This is a genomic window from Pseudomonas sp. BAY1663 (genome assembly GCF_000582595.1).
GTDB classification, from domain to species: Bacteria; Pseudomonadota; Gammaproteobacteria; order Pseudomonadales; family Pseudomonadaceae; genus Stutzerimonas; species Stutzerimonas stutzeri_AF.
Genome location: NZ_AZSV01000034.1, coordinates 21199 through 43309, shown reverse-complemented (window position 1 = coordinate 43309; position 22111 = coordinate 21199). Strand labels below are relative to the sequence as shown.

Annotated in this window: 19 protein-coding genes and 2 pseudogenes; 8 read left to right on the top strand and 13 right to left on the bottom strand. The window is 66.6% G+C overall.

What is annotated here, in order from left to right; all coding sequences use genetic code 11:
• Positions 1-488 (bottom strand): LysR family transcriptional regulator (locus BAY1663_RS11760; protein WP_037040939.1); only part of this gene is annotated, 488 nt, incomplete at its 3' end.
• 179 nt (positions 489-667) lie between these two features.
• Here BAY1663_RS11760 and trpB point away from each other — a divergent pair.
• From trpB to yghU, 3 genes are all read left to right on the top strand, one after another.
• Positions 668-1879 (top strand): tryptophan synthase subunit beta, encoded by a 1212-nt coding sequence (trpB, locus tag BAY1663_RS11755; RefSeq protein WP_037040937.1) that lies wholly within the window; start codon positions 668-670, stop codon positions 1877-1879.
• Entirely contained in the window at positions 1876-2685 is an 810-nt protein-coding gene (gene trpA, locus BAY1663_RS11750; RefSeq protein WP_037040934.1) for a tryptophan synthase subunit alpha, read from the top strand. Before trpB ends, trpA begins: the two co-directional genes overlap by 4 nt.
• Positions 2686-2940: 255 nt before the next feature.
• Positions 2941-3783: a glutathione-dependent disulfide-bond oxidoreductase gene (yghU, locus tag BAY1663_RS11745; protein WP_037040931.1), complete on the top strand. Its 843-nt coding sequence runs from the start codon at positions 2941-2943 to the stop codon at positions 3781-3783.
• Between the two features lie 193 nt (positions 3784-3976).
• On the opposite strand, the pseudogene dkgB reads toward yghU, so the two are convergent.
• The 5 genes and pseudogenes from dkgB to BAY1663_RS23780 all read right to left on the bottom strand — a co-directional run bounded on the left by dkgB (position 3977) and on the right by BAY1663_RS23780 (position 9744).
• Positions 3977-4779 (bottom strand): annotated as a pseudogene (dkgB, locus tag BAY1663_RS11740) (2,5-didehydrogluconate reductase DkgB).
• A 21-nt stretch (positions 4780-4800) separates the two neighbouring features.
• A complete protein-coding gene (locus tag BAY1663_RS11735; RefSeq protein WP_037040918.1) occupies positions 4801-6003 on the bottom strand; it encodes an MFS transporter in 1203 nt (400 codons plus the stop codon).
• Between the two features lie 163 nt (positions 6004-6166).
• Positions 6167-8002 carry an ABC transporter ATP-binding protein gene (locus BAY1663_RS11730; protein WP_037040915.1) on the bottom strand — a complete coding sequence of 612 codons (1836 nt, stop codon included), beginning with the start codon at positions 8000-8002 and terminating at the stop codon, positions 6167-6169.
• A 238-nt stretch (positions 8003-8240) separates the two neighbouring features.
• Complete coding sequence (locus BAY1663_RS11725) at positions 8241-8807, bottom strand: DUF1993 family protein (protein ID WP_128576257.1); 567 nt, start codon at positions 8805-8807, stop codon at positions 8241-8243.
• 643 nt (positions 8808-9450) lie between these two features.
• A complete protein-coding gene (locus BAY1663_RS23780; RefSeq protein ID WP_128576255.1) occupies positions 9451-9744 on the bottom strand; it encodes a zinc ribbon domain-containing protein in 294 nt (97 codons plus the stop codon).
• Positions 9745-10231: 487 nt separating this feature from the next.
• Between BAY1663_RS23780 and BAY1663_RS11720 the strand changes: the two genes are divergently transcribed.
• The gene (locus BAY1663_RS11720) at positions 10232-11131 is read left to right on the top strand and encodes a LysR substrate-binding domain-containing protein (protein ID WP_037040909.1); all 900 of its coding nucleotides are present in this window, start codon (positions 10232-10234) and stop codon (positions 11129-11131) included.
• Positions 11132-11140: 9 nt separating this feature from the next.
• Here the strand turns inward: BAY1663_RS11720 and BAY1663_RS11715 are convergent, their stop codons facing one another.
• Entirely contained in the window at positions 11141-11356 is a 216-nt protein-coding gene (locus BAY1663_RS11715) for a DUF2934 domain-containing protein (protein ID WP_037040906.1), read from the bottom strand.
• Positions 11357-11590: 234 nt separating this feature from the next.
• Here BAY1663_RS11715 and pgm point away from each other — a divergent pair.
• Positions 11591-13254: pseudogene (gene pgm / locus BAY1663_RS11710) on the top strand (phosphoglucomutase (alpha-D-glucose-1,6-bisphosphate-dependent)).
• Between the two features lie 72 nt (positions 13255-13326).
• Here the strand turns inward: pgm and BAY1663_RS11705 are convergent.
• The 4 genes from BAY1663_RS11705 to pbpG form a co-directional block, all read right to left on the bottom strand.
• Positions 13327-14826, bottom strand: coding sequence for a sodium:proline symporter (locus BAY1663_RS11705; protein ID WP_037040904.1), 1500 nt, complete (start codon positions 14824-14826; stop codon positions 13327-13329).
• Positions 14827-14830: 4 nt separating this feature from the next.
• A complete protein-coding gene (locus BAY1663_RS11700) occupies positions 14831-16876 on the bottom strand; it encodes a TonB-dependent receptor (RefSeq protein WP_037040902.1) in 2046 nt (681 codons plus the stop codon).
• 124 nt (positions 16877-17000) lie between these two features.
• Positions 17001-17393, bottom strand: coding sequence for a DUF2946 domain-containing protein (locus BAY1663_RS11695; RefSeq protein ID WP_037040900.1), 393 nt, complete (start codon positions 17391-17393; stop codon positions 17001-17003).
• Between the two features lie 148 nt (positions 17394-17541).
• Positions 17542-18483, bottom strand: coding sequence for a D-alanyl-D-alanine endopeptidase (gene pbpG / locus BAY1663_RS11690; protein ID WP_037040898.1), 942 nt, complete (start codon positions 18481-18483; stop codon positions 17542-17544).
• Positions 18484-18752: 269 nt separating this feature from the next.
• Here pbpG and BAY1663_RS11685 point away from each other — a divergent pair, with 269 nt between their 5' ends.
• The 3 genes from BAY1663_RS11685 to BAY1663_RS11675 all read left to right on the top strand — a co-directional run bounded on the left by BAY1663_RS11685 (position 18753) and on the right by BAY1663_RS11675 (position 20251).
• Positions 18753-19232, top strand: coding sequence for an anti-virulence regulator CigR family protein (locus BAY1663_RS11685; RefSeq protein WP_037040888.1), 480 nt, complete (start codon positions 18753-18755; stop codon positions 19230-19232).
• Between the two features lie 81 nt (positions 19233-19313).
• Positions 19314-19625: a YqjD family protein gene (locus BAY1663_RS11680; RefSeq protein ID WP_037040880.1), complete on the top strand. Its 312-nt coding sequence runs from the start codon at positions 19314-19316 to the stop codon at positions 19623-19625.
• A 14-nt stretch (positions 19626-19639) separates the two neighbouring features.
• Positions 19640-20251, top strand: a complete 612-nt coding sequence (locus tag BAY1663_RS11675; protein ID WP_037040876.1) for an NAD(P)-dependent oxidoreductase — start codon at positions 19640-19642, stop codon at positions 20249-20251.
• A gap of 7 nt (positions 20252-20258) precedes the next feature.
• Here the strand turns inward: BAY1663_RS11675 and aroE are convergent, their stop codons facing one another.
• Both aroE and hemF read right to left on the bottom strand, forming a co-directional pair.
• Positions 20259-21077, bottom strand: a complete 819-nt coding sequence (aroE, locus tag BAY1663_RS11670) for a shikimate dehydrogenase (RefSeq protein ID WP_037040873.1) — start codon at positions 21075-21077, stop codon at positions 20259-20261.
• Between the two features lie 63 nt (positions 21078-21140).
• Complete coding sequence (hemF, locus tag BAY1663_RS11665; protein ID WP_037040870.1) at positions 21141-22064, bottom strand: oxygen-dependent coproporphyrinogen oxidase; 924 nt, start codon at positions 22062-22064, stop codon at positions 21141-21143.
• Between the last annotated feature and the right edge of the window lie 47 nt (positions 22065-22111).

Below are 22111 nucleotides of genomic sequence, written 5' to 3'. Positions count from 1 at the left end.
CGGCCAGGCTCGAACACCCGCATGTCCGCCGGCCAGGGCGGCTCGGCGTACCACAGCGTGGCGTCCAGCCCGGGCCGGCGCGGGTCCAGCTCGCCCTCGCTGGCCGACAGCTGCAGGCGCAGCTCCGGCAGCTCGCGGTTGAGCCGGTCCAGCCGCGGGATGAACCAGCGCGCCAGCAGGCTGCCGGGACAGCCGAGCACGAACGGCGCCTCGGCGGTCTGCCGCTGCAGCTCGGCGCAGGTGCTGCGCAGGCGCTCGAAGGCATCGCTGGCGGCATCGCGCAGGCGCAGGCCGGCATCGGTGAGTTTTACGCCGCGTCCTTCCTTGGCCAGCAGGGCCAGGCCAAGCTGCTCTTCCAGTTGTCGAACCTGTCGACTGATGGCGCCGTGGGTGACGTGCAGCTCGCTGGCCGCCTGCTTCAGGCTGCCGAGCCGGGCCACGGCCTCGAAGGCGCGCAAGGCGTTGAGTGGCGGGAGGCTGGCTTGCATAGTTGAGTTTTCCTGACGAGTTGCAGCGATCTTATCGCTTTTTTTCCCCGCCGCATCCGGTTAGGGTGCATGCAATCGCGTAGGAGCGGGCCATGCCCGCGAACCGGTAGCCCGGTCATTGGCGTGGTTTCATTCGCGGCCAAGGGCCGCTCCTACAAAAGAACTCCAGGAGATCGCTCATGACTTCATACCGCAACGGCCCCGACGCCCGCGGCCTGTTCGGCTCGTTCGGCGGCCAGTACGTCGCCGAAACCCTGATGCCGCTGATCCACGAGCTGGCCGCCGAATACGAGAAGGCCAAGCAGGACCCCGAGTTCGCCAAGGAACTCGCCTACTTCCAGCGCGACTACGTCGGCCGCCCCTCGCCGCTGTACTTCGCCGAACGCCTGACCGAGTTCTGCGGCGGCGCGAAGATCTACCTCAAGCGCGAGGAGCTGAACCACACCGGCGCGCACAAGATCAACAACTGCATCGGCCAGATCCTCCTGGCCCGGCGCATGGGCAAGCAGCGTATCATCGCCGAGACCGGCGCCGGCATGCACGGCGTGGCCACCGCCACCGTGGCCGCGCGCTTCGGCATGCAATGCGTGATCTACATGGGCACCACCGACATCGACCGCCAGCAGGCCAACGTCTTCCGCATGAAGCTGCTCGGCGCCGAGGTGATCCCGGTCACCGCCGGCACCGGCACCCTCAAGGACGCCATGAACGAGGCGCTGCGCGACTGGGTGACCAACGTCGACAGTACCTTCTACCTGATCGGCACCGTCGCCGGCCCGCACCCCTACCCGGCCATGGTCCGCGACTTCCAGGCGGTGATCGGCAAGGAGACCCGCGACCAGCTGCAGGCCCAGGAAGGCCGCCTGCCCGACTCGCTGGTGGCCTGCATCGGCGGCGGCTCCAACGCCATGGGCCTGTTCCACCCGTTCCTCGACGACGCCAGCGTGAAGATCGTCGGCGTCGAGGCCGCCGGCTACGGCATCGAGACCGGCAAGCACGCCGCCAGCCTCAACGGCGGCGAACCCGGCGTGCTGCATGGCAACCGCACCTTCCTGCTGCAGGACGACGACGGCCAGATCATCGACGCCCACTCCATTTCCGCCGGCCTGGATTACCCCGGCATCGGCCCCGAGCATGCCTGGCTGCACGACATCGGCCGCGTCGAGTACACCTCGATCACCGACCAGGAGGCGCTCGACGCCTTCCACCAGTGCTGCCGCCTGGAAGGCATCATCCCGGCTCTGGAGTCGTCCCACGCGCTGGCCGAAGTGTTCAAGCGCGCGCCGAAGCTGCCGAAGGACCATCTGATGGTGGTCAACCTGTCCGGGCGCGGCGACAAGGACATGCAGACCGTCATGCACCACTTTGCCGAACAGGAGGAGCGCATATGAGCCGCCTCGAGACCCGCTTCGCCGAACTCAAGCAGCAGGGCCGTGCCGCCCTGGTCACCTTCGTCACCGCCGGCGACCCGGACTACGCCACCTCCCTGGCCATCCTCAAGGGCCTGCCGGCCGCCGGTGCCGACGTGATCGAGCTGGGCATGCCGTTCACCGACCCGATGGCCGACGGCCCGGCGATCCAGCTGGCCAACCTGCGCGCCCTGGCCGGCAAGCAGAACATGCTCAAGACGCTGCAGATGGTCCGCGAATTCCGCACGCAGGATCAGACCACCCCGCTGGTGCTGATGGGCTACTTCAACCCCATCCACCACTACGGCGTGCCGCGCTTCGTCGAGGATGCGCTGGCCGCCGGCGTCGACGGCCTGATCGTCGTCGACCTGCCGCCGGAGCACAACGAGGACCTCTGCGACCCGGCCCAGGCCGCGGGCATCGACTTCATCCGCCTGACCACCCCGACCACCGACGACAAGCGCCTGCCGGTCGTGCTGAACGGCAGCTCGGGCTTCGTCTACTACGTCTCGGTGGCCGGCGTGACCGGCGCGGGTTCGGCGACGCTGGAGCACGTCGAGCAGGCCGTCGCCCGCCTCAAGCGCCATACCGAGCTGCCGGTGTGCGTCGGCTTCGGCATCCGCACCCCGGAACAGGCGGCGGCCATCGCCCGGCTGACCGAGGGCGTGGTGGTGGGCTCGGCGCTGGTCGACCAGATCGCCAATGCCAAGACCGGCGAGCAAGCCGTCGAGGGCGTGCTGGGGCTGTGCCGCGAGATCAGTGCCGGCGTACGCGGCGCGCGCGAGTAACCGCACTGCCCTGCTCGAATGAAAAACCGCGGCCCGGTCATCCGAGCCGCGGTTTTTTGTGGCCTGCCAACCCTGGCGGCCATCTTCGGGCCATCACGAGCGGCGGCAAAAAACTCTCCCGGCAGTATTTGGTCTCGGCCTGAAAGGAGGTCTATAACCGACCGTCGATGAGGACTATCGACCGGCTCGATTTCGGCCACCCCGGTCGCGCGCGTAACATGCTGCGCACACCCGTATCCACTCGAGGAGATCGCCATGCCTGATACCGCCTACGTACCGCCGAAGGTCTGGAGCCACGACGCGCCCTCCGGCGGCAAGTTCGCCAATATCAACGCCCCGACCGCCGGTGCGCGCGAGGAGAAGGCGCTGCCGGTGGGCAAGCACCCGCTGCAGCTGTATTCGCTGGCCACGCCCAATGGAGTGAAGGTCGGCATCATGCTCGAAGAGCTGCTCGCCCTCGGCCACAGCGGCGCCGAGTACGACGCCTGGCTGATCAACATCGGCGATGGCGACCAGTTCGGCAGCGGCTTCGTCGAGATCAACCCGAACTCGAAGATTCCCGCACTGGTGGATCGCAGCGTCGACGGCGAACCGTTGCGGGTGTTCGAGTCCGGTTCGATCCTGGTCTACCTGGCGGAGAAGTTCGGCGCCTTCCTGCCCACCGAAATCCGCGCGCGCACCGAGACGCTCAACTGGCTGTTCTGGCAGATGGGCTCGGCGCCCTTCCTCGGCGGCGGTTTCGGCCACTTCTATGCCTACGCCCCGGAAAAGTACGAATACCCGATCAACCGCTACGCCATGGAAACCAAGCGCCAGCTCGACGTGCTCGACCGCCAGCTGGCCGGGCATCGCTACATCGCCGGCGACGACTACAGCATCGCCGACATGGCCATCTGGCCCTGGTACGGCGGGCTGGTACTGGGCGAGCTGTACGACGCCGCCGAATTCCTCTCGGTGCAGGAATACCGGCACGTGCAGCGCTGGGCGAAGGAGATCGCCGCACGCCCGGCGGTCGTCCGCGGGCGCAAGGTCAACCGCAGCTGGGGCGACGAGTCCGAACAGGCGCCCGAGCGCCACAGCGCGGCGGACCTCGACTGAGCCGCCGCCAATCCTCGCAGGGTGGAAAACGGCGCGGCCTTTTCCACCTCCCTGCCCGCTCGATCCATCCCCACGCCGGCCAACGGTTGCCGCTGCCCGGCCTTGCCAAGACTCCAGGCCAGACAATCCTCCGCTAGCGTCGCCTTGAGCAGTACAGGCGAAGCGAAGACAGGCAAGCACCGCCCCCCGGTACTCAATCCCAGGCCGGCGCGAAGTCCGGATTGGCGACCCGCTCGCCACGCTCAAGGGCGGCGATGGCGGCCATGTCCTGCTCGCTCAAACGCAGTTCGGCGGCAGCCAGATTGGCGGCCAGGTTTTCACGCTTGGTCGAGGACGGGATCACCGCATAGCCTTGCTGCAGTGACCAGGCCAGCGCTACCTGCGCAGGCTGGCGCCATGGTTGGCGGCGATGCGCTGGATCACCGGCTCGGCCAGCACCTTGCCATAGGCCAGCGGCATGTAGGCGGTGACATGGAGGCCCTGCTCGCGGGCGAAAGCCACCAGTTTGCGGTTCTGCAGCAGTGGGTGGATTTCCACCTGGTTGGTGGCGATCGCTTCGCGGCCGACGGCGGCGATGGCCTCGCGCAGGTGAGCAATGGTGAAGTTGGAGACGCCGATGGCAGCCGTCAGGCCCTGGCGCCTGGCTTCCAGCAGCTCGCCCAGGTATTGCGCCACGGGAATCGCATCGTTGGGCGATGGCCAGTGGATCAAGCACAGGTCGACCTGCTCCAGGCCGAGCCGCTGCAGGCTTTCCTGCAAGCTGGCGATGACTCGGCCAGCGCCGAGGTTTTCCGTCCAGATCTTGGTGGTGACGAACAGCTCGTCGCGGGCCACGCCGCTGGCGGCGATGGCCTGGCCGACTTCGGCCTCGTTGCCGTAGATCTGCGCGGTGTCGATATGGCGGTAGCCCAGTTCCAGGCCGGTGCGTACGGAGTCGATGACGGCCTGGCCCTTCAGGCGAAAGGTGCCGAGGCCGATGGCAGGAATCTGTTGCATGGAATGCTCCTTCTAAGGGGATCAGTGAACGGGGGCCAGTGTGCCGCCTTGCGTCTGAGGCGCCGGGGCGCGCTGGTCCAGGCTCCCGGCCCAGGCGGTCAGCGCCAGTGCCAGCAGGACCACCAGCGCACCGATCCAGGCGGTGTGGATCAGGCCGAGGTCGGCGACGATGTGCCCGCCGAGCCAGGCACCGCCGGCGATACCCAGATTGAAGGCGGCGATGTTCAGCCCCGAGGCCACGTCCACCGCCTGCGGGCTGAACTGTTCGGCTTGCCGGACCACGTAAAGTTGCAGGCCCGGCACGTTGCCGAACGCCACGGCGCCCCAGAGCAGCACGGTACCCAGAGCCAGCCAGGCATTGCCGGCGGTGAAGGTGAGCAGCAGCAATACCGCGGCGAGCAGGGCGAAGATCAGCTTCAGCGCGCCGATCGGCCCGCGTCCGTCGGCCAGCTTGCCACCCCATATGTTGCCCACCGCCACCGATACCCCGTAGACCAGCAGCACCAGGCTCACCGCATTGGCGCTGAAGCCGCTGATGTCCTGCAGGATCGGCGCGAGGAAGGTGAAGGCGGTGAAGGTGCCGCCGTAGCCCAGCGCGGTCATCGCGTACACCAGCAACAGCCGCGGCTGCTTGAGCACGCCGAGCTGGGCCAGTAGCGAAGCGGGTGGCGTGTGACGGATGCCCTTGGGCACGAACAACAGGCTGCCGACGAAGGCGATCACGCCCAGGGCGGATACCGCGAGAAAGGTCTCGCGCCAGCCGAAGTGCTGGCCGATGAAGGTACCCAGCGGCACGCCGGTAACCAGCGCCACGGTCAGGCCGGTGAACATGATGGCGATGGCGCTGGCCGCCTTCTCCTTCGCCACCAGGCTGGTGGCGATGGTCGAGCCGATGGAGAAGAACACGCCGTGGGCCAGGCCGGTGACGAGGCGCGCAACGATCAGCGATTCGTACCCTGGCGCCTGCCAGGCCAGCAGGTTACCGGCGGTGAACAGCAACATCAGGCCGAGTAGCAGTGCCTTGCGCGGCAGCTTGCCGGTCAGCGCGGTGAGCAACGGCGCGCCGACCGCCACGCCAAGCGCATAGAGGCTGACCAGCAGGCCCGCCGAGGGCAGATCGATGCCGAGGTCGCCGGCAATGGTGGGTAACAGGCCGACGATGACGAACTCCGTCGTGCCGATGGCGAATGCACTGAGGGTCAGCGCGAACAGGGCAATGGGCATGGGTGACTCCTCAAGAGTGGATGGCGCGCAGTATCCGGGCCAGACTCATGCGGAAAAACCGCTCAATCATCCAAACACCTTTGACTCGATATCAACAATAACGCGGAGGTGCCGCCAGCCCGCCGAAGATGGGGACTCCGACCCGCCGCTGCTGCGGCCAGCCTCAATCCACCCCGACGAAGCCACCGGTCTGGTGCTGCCACAGCCGCGCATAGAGCCCGCCGCGGGCGATCAGCTCGGCGTGGGTGCCGCTCTCGATCACCTGGCCCTGGTCGATCACCACCAGCCGATCCATGCGCGCGATGGTCGACAGCCGGTGGGCGATGGCGATCACCGTCTTGCCTTCCATCAGAGTATCCAGGCTCTCCTGAATCGCCGCCTCGATCTCCGAATCCAGCGCCGAGGTGGCTTCGTCGAGCACCAGGATCGGCGCGTCCTTGAGCAGCACCCGGGCGATGGCGATGCGCTGTCGTTGCCCGCCGGAGAGCTTCACGCCGCGCTCGCCGACCATCGCCTCGAAGCCCTTGCCGCCCTGGCCGTCGTCCAGGGACTTGATGAACGCGTCCGCGCGGGCCTTGCGTGCCGCGGCCCAGAGCTCTTCCTCGCTGGCATCGGGCTTGCCGTAGCGCAGGTTGTCGCGGATGGAACGGTGCAGCAGCGCCGTGTCCTGGGTGACCACGCCGATATTGGCGCGCAGGCTCTCCTGGCTGACCTCGTCGACGTTCTGCCCGTCGATCAGGATGCGCCCGCTCTCCAGGTCATAGAGGCGCAGCAGCAGGTTGACCAGCGTCGACTTGCCCGCACCGGACGGCCCGACCAGACCGATCTTCTCGCCCGGGCGAATATCGATGGTCAGCCCGCTGATCACCCCGCCGCTTTTGCCGTAGTGGAAATGCACATCCTCGAAGCGCACGGCGCCCTGCTCCACCTGCAGCGGCCTGGCGTCCTCGGGGTCGAGCACGTCGCGCGGCCGGACGATGCTCTTCATGCCGTCCTGCACGGTGCCGACGTTCTCGAAGATGCCGTTGACCACCCACATGATCCACTCGGCCATGTTGTTGATGCGGATCACCAGGCCCAGCGCCAGGGCGATGGCGCCTGTGGTGATCAGCGCCTCGCGCCACAGCCACAGCGCCAGCGCGCCGGTGCCGACGATCAACAGGCCGTTCATGCAGGTGATGAGGAAATCCAGGCTGGTGATCACCCGCGACTGCAGGCGGAACTTGCCGAGCAGCTCCTGCATCGCCTCGCGGGCGTAGCTCTCCTCCTCGCGCGAATGGGCGAACAGCTTGAGCGTGGCGACGTTGCTGTAGCCGTCCACCACCCGCCCCATCACCTTCGAACGCGCCGCGGACGCCGCCGCCGAACGCGCACGGATACGCGGCACGAAGTACCAGAGCGCGGCGCTGTAGCCGACGATCCACAGCAGCAACGGCACTATCAAACGCAGATCGGCAGCGGCGAACAGATACAGCGCGCTGCCGGCATAAACCACCACGTGCCACAGCGCATCGATCACCTGCATGGCCGAATCGCGCAGCGACGGCCCGGTCTGCATCACCCGCTGGGCGATGCGCCCGGCGAAGTCGTTCTGGAAGAAGTTCAAGCTCTGCTTGAGCACGTAGCGATGGTTCTGCCAGCGGATCAGATTGGTCAGCCCCGGGTTGATCGCCTGATGCGTCAGCAGGTTGTGCAGGCCGAACACCAGCGGCCGGATGACCAGCGCCACCGCCGCCATCCACAGCAACTCGTTGCGGTGCTCGGCAAAGAAGGTCCGCGCGTCATCGGTCGCCTGGGCCATATCGATCAACTGGCCGAGAAAGCTGAACAGCGCCACCTCGATCAGCGCGGCGAAAAAGCCGACCACCAGCACGGCCGTCATCAACGGCCAGACCTGCTTCAGGTAATGGGCATAGAAGCGCAGCATCCCGGCCGGCGGCGCGACGTCCGGGCTGGGCTTGAAGACATCGATGAGGTTTTCGAAACGGCGGAACAGCATGGGGAAGTCTGCTTTGTGACGAGGTGGGCGAACGTCGTTCGCAAATACGACCGCGCGGGCGCGGCATCCCGGTTGGACGCCCCAAGCCCGCGAGCGTTTCGCCAACCACATGCCCTGCCCGTCGATTCGCATCGGTGGACAAGCGCAGCGTTGTCCACCCTACGCCACGCCTTCGCCGGTATCACGTAGGGTGGAAAACGGCGAAGCCTTTTCCACGCGTTACGTCCAGGCTACCTCGCTACCCCTTCGGAACCGATTCCGGCCGCAGATACGGCAGCATATGCGCCACGTAATCCGCCTTGCCCAGCTCGATCCCTTCCTTACGCAGGATCGAATACGCGGTCATCACGTGGAAATAGAACTGCGCCAGCGTCCAGTCACGGGCGTATTGTTCTGCGGTCAGGTCGAAGATCATCCCGTTTGCCAGCTCGTGGGCGATTGGCTTGTCCGTGTTGGCATCCAGCGCATCGGCCGCAAGCCCGTCGAGCAACGCCACCGTCTCATCGATCCGGGCATAGGCATCGGCCAGCGAGCCCGGCCGCTCACCAGCCTGCCGCCCCTCGTCCAGCAGCTCGTTGATGGCAGCCGGGAAGGCCTCGCCCCTCAGCCGGCACACGGCTTCTCGCGCCTGCACGCAGGCAAAGCGAACCTGAGTCGACAGCGGAAACATATCGGGCGCCAACCGCACGGATAACAACGCCTGCGCCTCGGATTCCGGTAGCTGGGCCTGCGCCTTCTTCAGCCAGCCGGAGAGGGTTTTGAGCATTTGCGTATAGGTTGGGACGAGGAGTGCCGTTAGTTGCATGGCTTCATACCTTGTAGGGTTGAGGGTTTCGCCGAAGAAAGTGACAGGGTGTTATGAAGCTAGCCACCTGAAAGGTAAACAAATCCGTCCATTCCTCGCTCAGGCGGACGCTGAGGGAGAAACCTTGAAATCTGACAGGATGAATACCGTCTCGCTGCTTAAAAACGCTTCTACCTCGGATAAAGACGTGAACTTTTTATGGATAAGCCCTTCCGTTTCAGTGCCAGATGTGATCTTTACATCTAGCACATACGCTTTTTGATCGAATTTAAGTCGAGCTGAGTGCTCGATTAACGTTTTGCCCGTTTCAATCAGCGCAGTTGCCGAAAGCTCATGGTCAATCAGCGTCTGGTTGGCTTGGCTATTCAGCCTTTTTGTTTTTGCCTTTCAGCTCTTGGGCTGTCAGCCACCCACCTATCCATATAGCCGCCATTACAACCCAAACCCAACCATACGGCGGCGGGCGCCTAGCAGAAAAGCTTGAGGGTTACCCAGCCATTCCACGATGGCACTTACAACTTCGTCCATGGTGACTCCTTCAAAGCGTAATATCCGGCTTAGCTCACCTGCTCATCCCGAGCACCTATGAAAATAAAAAATAAACCTGCCCCCTTTTTCTCTTAGCCCCCCTTTCCCTTATGGGCTATTCCGGCCAACTGTTAGATGAATAACGTGAGGCTCCCGTTTGACTTTGTGTTTTCGCTATTGATTTATTATGTAAAAATTCTGTTCTGCAGTGCGGGCATATATTTGCATCGCGCCGCGCACTTTCCTTACACTGCGGGCAACGTTTCAATATCGACGCGAACAGCGAGTGCGGTAAGGCAACAATAAAAATTAGAGCACCATATATCCACCAGACAAAGAAGCGGCGCCCTTTAAGGGCTGCAATTATGGCTGGAATAAGACCTAAAACCAATGCAATGAAAAAGATCATGGAATTTCCTATGGTGTGCATTTAGCTGCGTTTCGATTGATTTGCCTAGAACAACAAAGGGGGCAGATTTATTTTTCTAGCAGGACGGAACATCTGCGAATAATAAATCTGCCACCTTTTCTCTCGCTTTTCTCCTCGGCAAAACGCCGCTCGCCACGTGTATCGAACTGGCATTGGGAGCGAACAGGGAAAAAGCGCGCCATCGGTACCTTCCTTGGAAACGGGCCGGTGCAACGTCAAGTTGCCGCAGCGGAACGTGATCGAGTGCGCAATTGCTGCGCGTGATGGCACATTAGCCACTGCTTCCCTACGGGTAAAGCAGACGATGGATTAATCCTCGCATTGGCCTAGGGCGTGCGGGTGTTCGTCCTGTTGATCGGCTGCAGGGCAGCGGCCAATCAAGATGCGATCGGCACTACCTGGTTGAAGCCATTCACCACTGCCGCCAGACTCCACCACTCCGCTCCCATCCACACGCCCCCACCTTATGAAAACCAACCTCGACGAAATGCTCGCCTTTGTCAGCGTGGTCGACAGTGGCTCGATCAGCGCTGCGGCCGAGCAGCTGGAACAGACCGCCTCTGGCGTCAGCCGGGCGTTGAGTCGGCTGGAGGACAAGCTGGCGGTGACGCTGTTGCGCCGCACCACGCGGCGCCTCGAGCTGACCGAGGAAGGCGCGGCGTTCCTGGCGCAGGCACGGCGCATCCTGGCCAGCGTGGAGGAAGCCGAGGAGCAGATGGCGCTACGGCGGCAGGCGCCGGCCGGGCGCTTGCGGGTCAATACCGCGTCGCCGTTCATGCTGCATGTGATCGTGCCGCTGATCGGCGATTTCCGTGCGCGCTATCCGCTGATCGAGCTGGAGCTGCACAGCGATGACCGCATCGTCGATCTGCTGGAGCGACGCATTGATCTGGCCATCCGCATCGGTGCCCTGCCCGACTCCAGCCTGCATGCGCGGCCGCTGTGCCACAGCTTTCGGCGCGTGCTGGCGAGCCCGGGCTATTTGGCGCGGCATGGCACGCCGCAACAGGTCGAAGAGCTGGCCGGGCACAGCCTGATCGGCTTCACCGAGCCGGATACCCTCAATGACTGGCCGCTACGCCATGAGCTCGGCGAGGCCTGGCGCATCACGCCATCGCTGCGCGCTTCCAGCGGCGACACCGTGCGCGAACTGGCGCTGGCCGGCGAAGGGCTGGCCTGCCTGTCGGATTTCATGACCGAGGGCGACCGCGCCCGTGGCGATCTGGTGGAGGTATTGGCGGCGCAGCGGGTCGACGTGCGCCAGCCGATCAACGCGGTGTACTACCGCAACACCGCGCTGGCCTCGCGTATCACCTGCTTTCTCGATTACCTCAGCGAGCGCCTGGGTGCCGACTCGGCGCGCTGAGGCCGCGTACTACTGGTCGCCGCCGCCCGAACGTGGCATCGGAATCGCCACGCTGCTTTCGATACCGCCGGCCTCGGCGTTGCCTTCCTTGCCACTGCCTTCCATGTAGGACGGCTCGATCTCGTCCCGGGCACGCTGCCAGTGTTCGGCTTCCCGGCCTGCGGGGCGGCCGTCGGCTTCCCAGATTTCATAGGCGCGCTGGCGGATGCGTTCGTCGACGTTCATGGCTGCACCTCCGGATGACGAGCCGGCGAACTGCCGGCCACTAAGCAGAAGAAAGGCCAACCCGCTGCAGGTTCCGACCGGGCGACGAGTGCGTTCGGCTGCAGCGTACGCTCAGGGAACCGTCACCGTCGCTGCGGTCTTAGCTCTGGATAAACGACGCCGACTGGCGTTTCATTCGCTCTTCGCCGCGCCCGGATCGGCCGGCGTATCGCCTTCTTCACAAAGGACCGCCCCATGAGCATCGCCCCCAACGCCGGACGCCTGCCCGACCCGCACACCCTGACCCACCTGCCGCGCCTAGTGGCACGCTACTACAGCGACCGGCCGGACCCGTCCGACCCGGCGCAGCAGGTGGCGTTCGGCACCTCCGGGCACCGCGGCTCCTCACTCAAGGGCAGCTTCAACGAGTGGCACATCCTCGCCACCACCCAGGCGATCTGCGATTACCGCCGCCGGGAAGGCATCGACGGCCCGCTGTTCATGGGCATGGACACCCACGCGCTGTCCGAGCCGGCGTTCGTCTCGGCGCTGGAAGTGCTGGCGGCCAACGGCATCGAGACGCGTATCGACGCCGGCTGCAGCGAAACCAACGGCGAGCCGGGCTACACGCCAACCCCGGCGATCTCCAACGCGATCCTCAGCTACAACCGCGGCCGCACCAGCGGGCTGGCCGATGGCATCGTCATCACGCCGTCGCACAACCCGCCGGGCGACGGCGGCTTCAAGTACAACCCCACCAATGGCGGCCCGGCCGACACCGGCGTGACCAAGTGGATTCAGGAGCGCGCCAATGCGCTGCTGGTCGCCGGTCTCGAGGGTGTGAAGCGCATGGATTACCGCCAGGCGCTCAAGGCCGCCACCACCCAGCGCTTCGATTTCATCGAGGCCTATGTCGGCGGGCTGGCGCAGGTGATCGACCTCGACGCCATTCGCGGCTCGGGCCTGAAGTTCGCCGTCGACCCGCTGGGCGGCGCCGGCGTGCATTACTGGCCGCGCATCGCCGAGCGCTTCGGCCTGCCGCTGGAGGTGCTGTCCACGGTGGTCGACCCGACCTTCCGCTTCATGCGCCTGGACTGGGACGGCAAGATCCGCATGGACTGCAGCTCGCCGCATGCCATGGCCGGCTGATCGAGAACAAGGACCGCTTCGACGTCGCCTTCGCCTGCGACACCGACCATGACCGCCACGGCATCGTCACCCGCTCCGGCGGGCTGATGAACCCCAACCATTACCTGGCGGTGGCCATCGAATACCTGTTCACCCATCGTCCGGGCTGGGGCGCCGAGGCCGGCATCGGCAAGACGCTGGTGTCCTCGTCGATGATCGACCGTGTTGCCGCCGGCATCGACCGTCGCCTGGTGGAAGTGCCGGTGGGCTTCAAGTGGTTCGTCGATGGCCTGATGGACGGCAGCCTGGGCTTCGGCGGCGAGGAGTCGGCCGGCGCTTCGTTCCTCGACAAGCAGGGCGGCGCCTGGTCCACCGACAAGGACGGGCTGATCCTCGGCCTGCTCGCCGCGGAGATCACCGCCGTGACCGGCAAGGACCCGAGCGAACGCTACCAGGCACTGACCGAGCGCTTCGGTGCGCCGGTGTACCAGCGCATCGACGCCGCGGCCAATCGCGAGCAGAAGGCGCGCCTGGGCAAGCTGTCGGCATCGCAGGTCTCGGCGAAGGAGCTGGCCGGCCAGCCGATCACGCGCATCCTCACCGAGGCCCCGGGCAACGGCGCGGCCATCGGCGGGCTGAAGGTGGAAACCGCGAACGGCTGGTTCGCCGCGCGGCCGTCCGGCACCGAGGACGTGTACAAGATCTACGCCGAGAGCTTCGAAGGCGAGGCGCACCTGGCGCGCATCCAGGCCGAGGCCAAGGCGCTGGTGGATTCGGTGCTGGCCGGCTGAGGGCGGCGCTTCGCCCGAAACGGTTGGCGGCCCGTCCTTTCTCGTTCGTGACGCCTACGACAAACGCGGCGGCTAAGCCGGCCGGCGCGCCTGGCGACGCCGGGCACGCGGCCTGAGCCGGCGCCAGCCGAGCAACACGCCGCTCAGGCTGATCACCAGCACGCCCGTGCTGAAGGCCAGCAGCAGGCCGTCGCGCAGCAGCGGCCGCTGCAGCAAGGGCAGCCAGTCCCAGCTGTGCAGCAGCTTGAACGCCCAGCGCACCGCACGCCGGCGCTGGTCGAGCTGCTCGATGAGCGTGCCGCTGTAGGGGTCCAGGTGCAGCCAGGTGGCGGCCGGATCGTCGAAGCGCACCCGCAGCAGCGGCAGCCGGCGCGGCAGCTGGCTGTACAGGCTCGGCTCGGTGCGCGCGTAGTAATGGAAGTCCTCCTGCTCCAGCCAGTCGAACTGCAACCGCTGGCCGGGCCAGGCGGCGCTTGCAAGGCGTTGCAGTTCATCACGCTCGAAGCGCTGCCGCACCGGCTCGCTCAGGTCTGCCGGCAGGATGCGCGTCGCCCCCTGGGCATCGCGGCCGAGCAGGTACGACCGGTCGCCGAGCATGTGCCACTGCAGCTCCACCGCGACGAGGCCGGCCTGACGCAGGCGCTGCAGAGCCGGCGCCAGCGCCGTGGGCAACGCCTCGGCACGCAGCGGCGCCCGCTGTAGCGCACCGGCAGCGACCGTGGAACGCTTGTCGAACAGGCCCCAGGGCTCCATCGACAACAGGCCTCTGACCAGCCAGAGCAGCAGTACCGCTCCGAACAGCAGGCCGCCGACGTGATGCAGGCGACCGGCGCCGGCCGGGTAGGGCGAGTGCGAGCCGTTGCGGTAGCGCCCGGCGAAGCGCCAGCGCAGCAGACCGATCAGCATGCCCAGCAGCACCAGCACCGCGCCGAGCAGGGCGCCATAGACCAGCAGCGGCGACCAGGCCTCCTTCGGCATCACCTCGCGCAACGGATAGAGCCAGTGCAGCCAGGCACCGAGCCGGTTCCAGGCCCGCTCGTGGGCGCTGGCATCGCGCACCACCAACCCGCTGTGGCTGGAGACGTAGAGCAGGTGCTGTTCGGCATCGTCGGCCTGGATCCGATACAGCGGGCGCTCGCGGGCCAGCGCATGATTGCGCGTCCAGGCATCTTCTTCGACCCGGTCGAGCAGGCGCACGTCGGCCCCGCGGGCGAACTGCCGCGCGCTGGCCAAGGCCTCGGCAGGGCCGATGTGCTCGATGCGCCGACCGCTGCGCGCGTCCACCGCCAGCAGCGGTCCGTCGCCGTAGTCCAGCAGGTAGCGCGGCGCGCCGCCGGCACCGGTCAGGCGCAGACTGAGCGGGGTTCGCGGATCACCACTGGCGGCAAGCGCCGCACCCGGCGCGATGCAGCAGCCGGCATCCAGCGGTGCCAGTCGCGCCAGATGCTCGGCCAGCGTCAGCTTGGGGTAGCCGACGAAGAGCATCACCACGCCGCTGACGACCCAAGCCAGGACGAACAGCCCCAGGGCGATGCCGAGCCAGCGATGCGCCAGGTACAGGTAGCGCTTCATGCGGTCAGAAGTCCAGGGTCACGGCGGCATACAGCGCGCGGCCATCGCCCGGCGCATGCAGGGTCTGGGCGCCGTCGTACCAGACGTATTCGTAGTAGCGGTCGGTGAGGTTCTTCAGCTGCAGGTCGACGGCCAGTTGCTCGGTCAGCTGGTAGCTGGCGCCCAGGTTGAACAGCACGTAGCCGCCGAACTTGCCCTGGGTATTCTCGCGCTCGAGGTAGTAGTCGCTCTGGCCGTTGAGCCAGGCGCTGAGCTGCAGGGCCGGCGTCGCCTGGTAGCTGCTGCCGGCCGAATACAGCCGGCGCGGCACGTGGTCGATCTCCTGGCCCTGGCTGGCCGGCAGGCTGGGGTCGGCCTTTTCGATCTCGGAGAACTGCCAGGAATGCGCCAGCCACAGGCTGAGGTCCGCGCTGGGGTAGAGGTTGAGCTGGGCGTCGTAGCCCCAGCGCCGGGTCTGGCCGAGGTTTTCCGACTCGCCGCTGGGATCGTTGAGCCGGCGCCGTACCTCGTCGGAGGCCACCTGCTCCCAGTAGGCGACACGCCCGTCGAGCCAGTGCGCCGGGCTGAACTTGATGCCGGTCTCCCAGCCGTCGTTGATCGACGGCGACAAGTCCGCGGTGCGCGGCGGCACCTTGTAGGCGGCCGCGCCGGTACCGATCTGGAAGGTCCGGCCCCAGTTGCCGTACAGGCTCAGCTGCTCGATGGGGGTGTAGATCAGGCTGATCTTCGGCTGCTCGATGCTGCCGTAGTCGTTGATGGCATAGTCGTTGCCACTCAGCTCGTCGGTGAAATCGCCCTCGATGCGATCGACACGAAACGCCGGGATGATCTTCAGCGATTCCACCGGCTGGATCACCGCCTGCAGGTAGGCGCCGTAGCTGTCGTAGTCGAAGCGCTGGTCGCGGGTCTGGGTCACGACCTGGCGTTCGACGGTGGTGTAGCGCTCGCTGCGGTTGCGCTGCTGCTCGGTGTCCAGCCCGCCTTCGAGGGCCAGGTCATGGAGCCAGGCGACATCCGGGCGGTAGGTCAGCGAGGTACGCGCGCCGTAGTGCTTCTCCTCGGTGGTGCGCCGCTGTTGCGGCTGGGCCTGGGAGAAACGTACCCAGCGGTCGTCGTCCAGGGTATTCAGCCAGACCTTGGTCGCCCAGCTGAGGTCGCTCGTCAGCTGGCTGTCCAGGTGCAGGCTGAGCTGGTTCATGCGCCGCTCGCCCATGTCGCTGGCCGACAGCGCATAGGACTGGTGTGGCGAGTGCCGTGCGTCCTCACGCGACAGGTAGCCCGGTTCGTCGGCCTCGGCCTCGTAGTGGCGGGCGATCAGGCCGAGGCGCCAGTTGCCGGCATCCGGCGTGTAGAACCATTTGCCCGACAGGCTGCTGCGCTCGCTGCCGGCATGGTCGCGGTAGCCGTCGCTCCGCTGCTGGCCGATGAAGTAGTTCTGCGTCCAGTTGCCGCTTTCGATGCCCTTGGCCAGCTGCAGCTCCTGGGTGTCGTAGCTGCCGTAGCGCAACCGCGCCTTGCCGTAGTCGCCGCCGATGCGTGACTGCACGGCGACGTTGCCGGCGATGTTGTACAGGCCGTAGCGCGGGTCGTTGGTGCCGCGCACCACCTCGATACCGTCGATCTCCAGCGGAAACAGCATGTCCAGGTAGGGCATGTTGCCATCGTTGCTGTTGCTGGGAATGCCGTCGATCAGCAGCTTGACCGCGTTGACTTCCCCTTCGCCGTTGAAACCGCGGAAGGACAGCTTGCCCGAGGTGGTGCCCTGGCCGAATTCGGTGAGCATCACCCCCGGCGCACGGCGAAACAGTTCCCAGGCATAGAGCACCGGTTGCTGCTCGAGGATATCGCCGCCCAGCAGGTCCACGGAGCTGATCACACTGCTGGTCTGCAATGCGCCGCCCGATTGGGCGGTAACGGTACTGTTGCCCAGCGACAGGGCGGTGGCGGCGGTTTCGGCGAAACCCGCCGGCAGATGGGCGGCAGCCAGGGCCGCGATGAGCAGGCGCGGCAGCACGGTGCGCCGCGACGAGTGCGCAGAATGTTCCAACATCTCGCGTATTTCCTTAGTGCAACAGCATGGCCGCGGCGAGCAGCCGTCGGCAGGCACCGGCACGTAAGCCCCAGGGGGCCGCGCTGGCGTTCAGGCGTAGCAGGAAGAGTGACGCCGGCAGGCGTCAGGCGAGGGGAGAAGCGCGGGGGTTGAGCGCCGGCCAGCGTTGCCGCGGTAACGGCCAATGGCTGCGCGGTTCGGTGCGGCTGATCACACTGGCACCGGCTTCTTGCGGCAACGACGGCGCCGCGCTGGGCAGCGCCGCCAGTCCGACGGAACCGGCGCAGCAACAGCACGGCGGCATCCCGCTGTGGCTACCCGGGTCATGCTCGGCAGGTGCTGCCGAGGCGTGCAGCGCATGCGCCCGGTGCAACTCGGCCTGCATCGCCGGGCAATGGCCGCTCCAGCCGAGCAGGCGCTTGGCGTCGGCCGGCAGCATGCCGGCCAGCGGCATGCTCAGCAGGTGCATCAACAGGGCCAGGCCGGCGAGCCAGGCAGGAAGACGGCGATGCTTCATCGACAGTCCAGAACAGCGCAGTTGCGAATGACGTTCATGATAGGAACGTTTATCAGGAAAAAGAGTTGCGCAAACTCAAGAATCGTTGCCGAGCGTCCGCCGTCCCGGGTTTACCGCCGCCCGGTTCGCCGCTTGCCGGTCGGCGGTGTCAACGGGCCCCGGCCATGACCTGGGCGGCCGTGCCGGACTTGGCAGCCAGTTGGCGCTGCGCCTGTTTCTGCTGCTTGTAGGCGAGCGCCGCGGCAGGGACAGGCGTCACGGTGCCGGTTTCCAGCCACTTCTTCAGGCGGCTGGCATCGGCCATGTGGGTGTACTTGCCGAACGCATCGAGCACCACGAAAGCCACCGGGCGCTGGTTCATGGTGGTGCTCATCACCAGGCAGTGGCCGGCGGCGTTGGTGAAGCCGGTCTTGCTCAGCTGGATGTCCCAGTTGTGCTTGCGCACCAGCGCGTTGGTGTTGCGAAAGCCGAGGGTGTAGTTGGGCTTGCGGAAGGCCACGGTCTTCTCGTCGCTGGTGCTGAATTGCTGGATCAGCGGGTACTGGCGGCTGGCACGGACCAGCTTGACCAGATCCTTGGCGCTGGAGACGTTGCGCTCGGACAGCCCGGTCGGCTCGACATAGTGAGTCTGCGTCATGCCCAGCGCCCGCGCCTTGGCGTTCATCGCCTGGACGAACGCCGTGTAGCCGCCCGGATAGTGGTGCGCCAGGCTCGCGGCAGCGCGGTTCTCCGAGGACATCAGGGTCAGCAGCAGCAGTTCGCGGCGGCTGATCTCGCTGCCGAGGCGCACGCGCGAGAACACGTCCTGCATTTCCTTGGCGTCACGGATGGTGACCGCCAGTTGTTCGTCCAGCGGCAGCTTGGCGTCGAGGGTGACCATGGCGGTCATCAGCTTGGTCACCGACGCGATCGGCACCACCATGTCGGGGTTGCTGGAATAGAGCACTTCGTTGGTCTTCAGATCGACCAGCAGGGCGCTGCCGGAGGCGAGTTCCTGGACGGCCGTCTTGCCTGCGGCCTGGGCCTGGATAGCGGGTAGCGCGGCGATGCAGAGCAGCAGCAGGCTGGCCATCGTACGACGAATATTCACGATAGGGTTTCCCGGCTCGAAGGGGTTGGAAAGGGGCGCCCCGGGCGCTCTGCGCTGCAGTATAGGGAATCATTCGACGACTCGCTCAGCCGTCGTGCGGGCAACAAGGTAAAGCCGTGCTGACAAAAGCCGGGGATATGTAAAAGTCCGGGTAAAGCCGTGCTGACAACGGCCCGCGCCGCCATTTCGCCCGTAGGATGGGGCCGTCCGCTGCCTGAGGGCAGTGCACCGTTCAACCGAGCTGGGCTTCCAGCAACGAGGGTCTCGCCATGAAAACCTCCCGTCTCGTCACCACGCTGGGCATCATCGGCCTTTGCCTGGGCAGTGCCCTGGCCCAGGCAGCACCTGGGCCGCACGACCAGGCCGCACGCAGCAACCCGCATGGCCAGCACGCCAAGCAACCGGCCGCGGCGCACCGCGAGCGGCCCGCCGCGAAGCAGCCGCACAAGGCGCAAGCGCAACCGGCGCGCCAGCAGTACCGGAACCCGCCCAGCGACTTCCGGGAGGTGCATCGCTCGGTCCATGCCAATCGCCACCACATCGGCCGCGGCCCGGCATTGCCGGCACACGTGCACATCGTCAAGGGCAAGCCGCTGCCGCGGGGCTGGGGCAAGCGCCTGAGCCCGCAACAGCTGCGCTACCTGCCGCACTACCACGGCTACGAATGGCGGCGCACCGGCAGCGACCTGCTGTTGGTGGCCGTTGCCACCGGCATCGTCTTCGAGGTGCTGCACGGGGTGCTGGACTGAGCCGGGCAGGGTGCGTGGGCCGGCGCACCTCTGGGCGATTCCGGGGTCTAACGCTCACACTGACCGAGGGGAGGTCCCGCCATGTCCCGCTTCAGCCACAAGCCCACCACCCGCGAAGAAGTCCAGCACGAGATCGACAGCCTGATGCGTGCGCTGGACGAACTCCGCCACGACGCCGCACGGGATTCGCGCCACCACCTGGATAACCTGCGTTCGCGCGCCGAATCGCTCTGGCACGACCAGCACTGGGACAAGCACTATGCCGAGCTGTCCCAGCGCAGCCGCGAGGCCAGCCGCATGGCCCGCGACTGCGCCCGCGAGCATCCCTTGTGCACCGTGGCGCTGGCCGCCGGCGCCTGCGCACTGATCGGCTACCTGGTCACCCGTCGCTGATCGGCAGCCGTGCCATGCTCAATGCCGAAACGCCACGCCTGAAGTTCGCCCTCTATGGTGCGCACTCGGATCTCGGCAGCGCGCTGCTGGTGGAGCTGCTCAGCCGCCAGCACGAGGCCGTGGTGCTGCTCGACGATCTCAATTCGATGGCCGCCCGGCCGGGTCTGCGGACCAAGCCGGGCGACCCCTTCGACCCGCTGAGCGTCAGCGAGAGCGTGGCGGGCATGGACGCGGTGATCTGCCTGTTCCACCTGCCGTGGCTGCCCAGCACCGATGCCGTCAGCGGCGAGTCGCCCCAGCGCGACTTCTATCAGGCGGTGCTGGCCTTGCTCCGCGGGCTGGAACGGGCCGCCGTGAATCGCCTGCTGCTGATCGCCGATTTCCCGGCCATCGAGCAGCAACCCGAGGTCGCGGCGGCGCTGCAGCGGCTGGCGGCCCACCCGCTGCGCTGGACGCTGGTGGACACGCCATCCTCGGGCGGCCTGCTGAGCGTCGAGGCCCTGGCCGGGGCCGCCGGCAAGGGCGACGCCAATCCCCACCGACAGCTGCAGCGCATCGCCGCCGGCATCGTCGATGAGCTGGAGTCTCCCCAGCACATCCACCAGCGCATCCATTTCCGCGGCTGAGCCGAACTCAGCCGGCGCTCAGTTGGCGCCGCAGTGCGGCAAGTACCGGCGCGGTGTCCGGGCGCACTCCGCGCCAGAGTTCGAAGGCCTCCGCCGCCTGTTCCACCAGCATGCCGAGGCCGTCGCGGGCCTGCGCGCCGAGTGCCGTCGCCCATCGGCAGAAGGGCGTGGGTGTCGCGCCGTACATCATGTCGTAGCAGAAGGTCCGCCCCGCAACGACCAGGCTGTCGGGCAGCGGTGGCAACTCACCGCCGAGGCTGGCCGAGGTGCCGTTGACGATCAGGTCCACCGGCTCGCCGAGCTGCTCGAAGCCGCAGGCCGCCAGCGCGCCGAGTTCGGCGAATTCATGCGCCAGCTGCTCGGCCTTGCCCGGCGTGCGGTTGGCGATGATCAGCGCCGCGGGCTTGTGGGCCAGCAGCGGTTCGAGCACGCCGCGCACGGCACCGCCGGCGCCCAGCAGCAGGATGCGCTGGCCGGCGAGCGCCACGCCGGAATGGACCAGGTCGCCGACCAGCCCGGCGCCATCGGTGTTGTCGCCCAGCAGGCGGCCGTCGTCGAGCTTCTTCAGGGTGTTTACCGCACCGGCACGGCGGGCGCGTTCGCTGAGCTGGTCGGCCAGCAGGTAGGCCTGCTCCTTGAACGGCACGGTGACGTTGGCGCCCAGGCCGTCGCGAAAGAACGCGCGGGCGAACGCCGGGAAGTCGTCCAGCGGCGCCAGCAGCGGTTCGTAGCTCAGCGCCTGGCCGGTCTGCGCGGCGAACATGGCGTGGATTTGCGGTGATTTGCTGTGGCCGATGGGGTTGCCGAAGACGCCGTAGCGGTCCATGGGAATCCTAAGATGAAAGCTGGAAGCTTGAAGCTTGAAGCTTTTTTCTTCCCGCTTCCAGCTTCAGGCTTCCGGCTGCTCTGCGAGCCAGTCGCGCTCCTGCAGGAAGTATTCGGTCAGGCGCGCTTCCGGCGTGCCCGGCTGCGGATGCTTGTCGTAGCCCCAGCGCACCAGCGGCGGCAACGACATCAGGATGGACTCGGTGCGCCCGCCGGACTGCAGGCCGAACAGGGTGCCGCGGTCGTAGACCAGGTTGTATTCCACGTAGCGGCCGCGGCGCAGGGCCTGGAACTCGCGTTCGCGCTCGCCGTAGGGCATCGCCTTGCGCTTCTGCACGATCGGCAGGTAGGCCTCGAGGTAGGCATCGCCCACCGCGCGCATGAAGGCGAAGCAGGTATCGAAGTCCCACTGGTTGAGGTCATCGAAGAACAGCCCGCCGACACCGCGCGGCTCGTTGCGGTGCTTGAGGTAGAAATAACGGTCGCACCACTGCTTGTAGCGCGGATAGACGTCCGCACCGAACGGCGCGCAGGCCTCGTGCGCGACCCGGTGCCAGTGCACGCAGTCCTCCTCGACCCCGTAGTAGGGCGTCAGGTCGAAGCCGCCGCCGAACCACCAGACCGGCGCCTCGCCTTCCTTCTCGGCGCTGAAGAAGCGCACGTTGGCATGCGAGGTCGGCACGTAGGGGTTTTCCGGATGGATCACCAGCGATACGCCGAGAGCCTGGAAGCCGCGCCCGGCCAGTTCGGGACGATGCGCGCTGGCCGAGGGCGGCAGGCCGGCGCCGTAGACATGGGAAAAATTGACGCCGCCTTTCTCGATCAGCGCGCCGTTCTCGATCACCCGGGTTCTGCCGCCACCGCCGCCCGGACGCGTCCAGGCGTCCTCGACGAAGCGCGTGCTGCTGTCCTCGGCCTCCAGAGCTGCGCAGATTCGATCCTGCAGATCGAGCAGATAGGCTTTGACGGCTTCGGTCCTGTCGTTCACGAAATCACCTTGAAAAAACCGCACGGCCGCCGGGCAGGCCGGTGCTG

Bases quoted from the DNA above. Each gene is read 5' to 3' on its own strand.
- trpB (WP_037040937.1), top strand. From the start codon at position 668: ATGACTTCATACCGCAACGGCCCCGACGCCCGCGGCCTGTTCGGCTCG.
- trpA (WP_037040934.1), top strand. From the start codon at position 1,876: ATGAGCCGCCTCGAGACCCGCTTCGCCGAACTCAAGCAGCAGGGCCGT.
- yghU (WP_037040931.1), top strand. From the start codon at position 2,941: ATGCCTGATACCGCCTACGTACCGCCGAAGGTCTGGAGCCACGACGCG.
- BAY1663_RS11735 (WP_037040918.1), bottom strand. From the start codon at position 6,003: ATGCCCATTGCCCTGTTCGCGCTGACCCTCAGTGCATTCGCCATCGGC.
- BAY1663_RS11730 (WP_037040915.1), bottom strand. From the start codon at position 8,002: ATGCTGTTCCGCCGTTTCGAAAACCTCATCGATGTCTTCAAGCCCAGC.
- BAY1663_RS11725 (WP_128576257.1), bottom strand. From the start codon at position 8,807: ATGCAACTAACGGCACTCCTCGTCCCAACCTATACGCAAATGCTCAAA.
- BAY1663_RS23780 (WP_128576255.1), bottom strand. From the start codon at position 9,744: ATGATCTTTTTCATTGCATTGGTTTTAGGTCTTATTCCAGCCATAATT.
- BAY1663_RS11720 (WP_037040909.1), top strand. From the start codon at position 10,232: ATGAAAACCAACCTCGACGAAATGCTCGCCTTTGTCAGCGTGGTCGAC.
- BAY1663_RS11715 (WP_037040906.1), bottom strand. From the start codon at position 11,356: ATGAACGTCGACGAACGCATCCGCCAGCGCGCCTATGAAATCTGGGAA.
- BAY1663_RS11705 (WP_037040904.1), bottom strand. From the start codon at position 14,826: ATGAAGCGCTACCTGTACCTGGCGCATCGCTGGCTCGGCATCGCCCTG.
- BAY1663_RS11700 (WP_037040902.1), bottom strand. From the start codon at position 16,876: ATGTTGGAACATTCTGCGCACTCGTCGCGGCGCACCGTGCTGCCGCGC.
- BAY1663_RS11695 (WP_037040900.1), bottom strand. From the start codon at position 17,393: ATGAAGCATCGCCGTCTTCCTGCCTGGCTCGCCGGCCTGGCCCTGTTG.
- BAY1663_RS11685 (WP_037040888.1), top strand. From the start codon at position 18,753: ATGAAAACCTCCCGTCTCGTCACCACGCTGGGCATCATCGGCCTTTGC.
- BAY1663_RS11680 (WP_037040880.1), top strand. From the start codon at position 19,314: ATGTCCCGCTTCAGCCACAAGCCCACCACCCGCGAAGAAGTCCAGCAC.
- BAY1663_RS11675 (WP_037040876.1), top strand. From the start codon at position 19,640: ATGCTCAATGCCGAAACGCCACGCCTGAAGTTCGCCCTCTATGGTGCG.
- aroE (WP_037040873.1), bottom strand. From the start codon at position 21,077: ATGGACCGCTACGGCGTCTTCGGCAACCCCATCGGCCACAGCAAATCA.